Here is a 3,286-nt window from a genome sequence, read left to right as displayed (position 1 = left end):
GTTGAGCCGTGCCTGGATGCGCTTCGGCTGTTGTAGGACCCGGCGATGTACTCGAAGAGCGCGAGATCGGCCTCGGCTCGTGTGCCGAAGGCGCGTCCGCGCAGGCCCTCCGTCTTGATCAGCATCTGCAGGTTCTCGGCGAGGGCGTTGTCATAGCTGTCCCGACCGATCCCATGGACGCCTCAATTCCCGCGCGCATCAAGCGAGTGGTGAGCTTGATGGACGTGTACTGGCAGCCGTGGCCGGCGTGATTGAGGTGTCCGGGTTCGACCTCGCGGGACGCGAGGTCGAACTCCAGTGACGGCGGCCATGGCAACTGGTTCTGATCCCCTTCTTGTGGCGGCGGCGACGTGGCGTCACAACCGGCTGGACGGATGGCTGTTCGTGTGATTGCAGCGTGTTCTCGACGTTCTCTGCGGCGTTCTCTCAACTGTGCTCCGTGGTGGTGGACGAGGTAAGAGCGGAGGGCGGCGGGATAGCCTCACGGCACGGGCGGTGACACGGGAGGCGATGTGCCCGGACTGTGGCACTGTGTTCGGTCGCGTTCATGGTGGTTACCGGCGGCGCTTGGCCGACCTCGCGGCGGCCGGGCAGCAGGTTGTGATCGACCTGCTGGTGCGACGCTTCCTCTGCCCGGCAGCAGGGTGCGATCGTCGCACGTTCGTCGAGCAAGTCGACGGGCTCACCGAGCGATTCGTGCGGCGCACACCACTCCTGCGTCGCTCGCTGGAGAAGATGGCGCTGGCACTCGCCGGGCGTCCGGGTGCCCGGCTGGCCGCGCATCTGTCCATCCCGGCGAACCCGTCCCTGATCAGGCTCGTATTGTGGAGGAACCTGTGCGAGGCCGTTGAGAAGTGCGTTGCCGTGCACCGCCGTTGCCTCGCCGAGCCTACCGAGGACACGCCCGCGGGCACCACTGCTGAGCCCGAGGTGCCGGTACGGCCGGAGGGGATGCGCGTGACCCGGCGCCGCGGGCGTCACGCCACCGTGCACGCCCTCTACGACAAGGGCGTCCCCATCCAGGCGATCCCCGACGTGCTCGGCCTGGACCGCAAAACCGTGCACCGGTACGCGCACGCGGCTACGCCCCAGGATGCGTCGCTGGCCACCGGATCGCGCCGCCAGGGCGAAATCCACGCCTACTCGCCCTACCCCCAACGGCGTTGGAACGAGGGCTGCACGGACGCGGCACGACTTCACACGGAGATCTCCGAGCTCGGTTTCACCGGCAGCAAACGGACCGTGCGCCGACACCCCCAGGAGAACCGGGCAAGCGGCAAACCCGCGCCCGACAAGCCCAAGACGTTAACGGTCCGCACCGCCACCTGGCTGATCACCTCTCACCCGGACCACCTGGACGAGCGCAGCACACTCAAGCTCAAGAAGCTCCTGGCGCGCAGTCCCGAACTGGACGCGGTCACCCTCTGCAGCCGCCCACAAGAAGTGGATCAGAACCGAACTACATGACCGTTGACACTCCAGCAAGGTCAGCACCAGGTCGGCGTCCGCGCGGGCGGAGGTTTCCCAGGCCACGACGCGGCGGGAGAACGCGTCGCGGATCGCGGAGAGCTGCAACGGACCCTCGCCGGTGGAGATCATCGTCAGATCGGTGACCCACAACCGGTTCGGCGCCTGGGCGGTCGGCTCCTTCCCGGCCCGGCGCCAGCGGCAGTAGGTGGAGGAGGGGATGTGCAGTTCCCGGAGTACGGGCGCGACCCCCAGGCGGGGATGCTCGTCAATGAGTGCCGTCACCTGGGCCGGGTCGGGTCGAGCTGGGCCGCGAAAATGCCGAGGCCGTCCGCAGTGCGTCGTTAGCCCGCTTGAGCTGGGCGTTCTCATTGCGCAGGGTGACCCGCACGGCCCGCTCGTCCGTGGTGAGCCGGCCGTCGCGTTCGCCGGCATCCGCCTCGGCCTGACGGAACCAGCCGCGCAGGGCCTTGGGATGCACACCGAGATCGACGGCGAGCTTCTTGATCTGCGGCTTCGGATCCACAGTGCGAAACATCCGCACCGCACGCTCACGCAACTCCAGCGAGTACTTTCTGGGGGCAGCCATGGCCGATGTTCCTCTCATGAGTCCCACCTGACCGCCTGTCACCACCCTCAACATTTCAGGGGGAACCTCAGTGTAGAGCTCTCGCCAGTCTTGTTTGGGAGCGAGACGCTTGGCAAGTGAGATGAGCGTGTCTCCCTTACGAACAGTGGCGTGGAGCGAAGCACCGACATTTCTGGCAGTGTCGGTGGGCGCATTGGACCGTGGCGGTGGGGGAATAGGGGATGCGCTGTGCTTGGGTCTGGAAACAGGAGACGAAGGCTCAGCGGGGGCCTCTTGTCGCCTGTTGATGGAATGCCGCAGGTGGGTTCGTTGTGCCACAGAGATGCGCTGGGAACATGCAGGCCACGCAGACCATCCCTGTACTTTGAGTACACGCACGGCCACGGTGATCTGCTCAGCGCGGGTGGCGAGGTCTGCTCGCGCGGCATAGTGGGTACCCCCGAATCGGCGCCACGTTTCTGCTGAGAACTGTAGTCCGCCGAAGTACCCGTTGTGGGTGTTGATGTGCCAGTCTCCGCCGCTTTCGCATGTAGCCAGCTCCTTCCAGGCGCTCTTTGCTGCGGCAGAGGAAAAGCCACACATGAGAATTCCGACTGCAGCGCTGAGAGCAAGACTGATGTTGCGGATGAGTGAGCGTTTCCATGAACGAGGAAGAAGCATGAATCGATCCCATGTTCGAAAGGAAGGGGTGCGCTCCGGTTAATCAGATCTCGGGTCTCGTGGTCCGTCTGCGCGACCGTATCGACGAGGTCGCCGCGACCCCGGTTGGAGGCTGCTGGGGCATTGGCGGTGAGCTCTGTCGGATATGTGAGTGTGTGAACTTTTCAACGGCCAGCGGGAGGTGGGCGATGTGTCGCCTTCGTTGAGTTTGGCGAAGCTCCTGGGGGCTCTGTAGGTGCCGTGGAGGCTCGGGCGTCTGGCGAGTCCGCGCGTCGACGGTTGCCAGTCAGCTTAGGTCGGGGTGGCTTTGCGTCAGAAGTGGGGGTGTGGGCTCCTGCGGGGAGGGCGTGGGGGGCACGGGGGAACTTCTACGCCAGCTGTATCCAGCTGGATGACGTGATGCGATCCGGTATCCGGCGGTGCGTGTCCGATGATATTACTCATGGAGCACGGGTGTGCCATGGATCGTTTTCCAGTGACCTTCACTCGGTGTTGACCCAATGGTTTCACCCTGTATCACGGATCAAACTCGGCAACTGAAACATCATCCAGTTGCCATCTTCCAATGAC

Annotated in this window: 2 protein-coding genes and 2 pseudogenes; 1 reads left to right on the top strand and 3 read right to left on the bottom strand. The window is 64.8% G+C overall.

Features of this window, described 5'->3' with window-relative positions; all coding sequences use genetic code 11:
• Nucleotides 1–510: 510 nt before the first annotated feature.
• Nucleotides 511–627 (top strand): annotated as a pseudogene (locus AZE13_RS39505) (transposase family protein); the annotation flags it as partial.
• A gap of 678 nt (nucleotides 628–1,305) precedes the next feature.
• Here the strand turns inward: AZE13_RS39505 and AZE13_RS39500 are convergent.
• From AZE13_RS39500 to AZE13_RS38885, 3 genes and pseudogenes are all read right to left on the bottom strand, one after another.
• The gene (locus tag AZE13_RS39500) at nucleotides 1,306–1,839 is read right to left on the bottom strand and encodes a DDE-type integrase/transposase/recombinase (RefSeq protein ID WP_398780306.1); all 534 of its coding nucleotides are present in this window, start codon (nucleotides 1,837–1,839) and stop codon (nucleotides 1,306–1,308) included.
• Complete coding sequence (locus tag AZE13_RS38890; RefSeq protein ID WP_258528190.1) at nucleotides 1,736–2,056, bottom strand: transposase; 321 nt, start codon at nucleotides 2,054–2,056, stop codon at nucleotides 1,736–1,738. The genes AZE13_RS39500 and AZE13_RS38890 overlap by 104 nt, the downstream gene beginning before the upstream one ends.
• Before the next feature lie 345 nt (nucleotides 2,057–2,401).
• A pseudogene (locus AZE13_RS38885) lies at nucleotides 2,402–2,638 on the bottom strand (transglycosylase family protein); the annotation flags it as partial.
• Nucleotides 2,639–3,286 lie beyond the last annotated feature (648 nt).

Source organism: Streptomyces sp. NBRC 110611 (assembly GCF_001590865.1).
GTDB lineage: Bacteria > Actinomycetota > Actinomycetes > Streptomycetales > Streptomycetaceae > Streptomyces.
This window is presented reverse-complemented; position numbering and strand designations above follow the sequence as displayed.

Bases quoted from the DNA above. Each gene is read 5' to 3' on its own strand.
- AZE13_RS39500 (WP_398780306.1), bottom strand. From the start codon at position 1,839: ATGAGAACGCCCAGCTCAAGCGGGCTAACGACGCACTGCGGACGGCCT.
- AZE13_RS38890 (WP_258528190.1), bottom strand. From the start codon at position 2,056: ATGGCTGCCCCCAGAAAGTACTCGCTGGAGTTGCGTGAGCGTGCGGTG.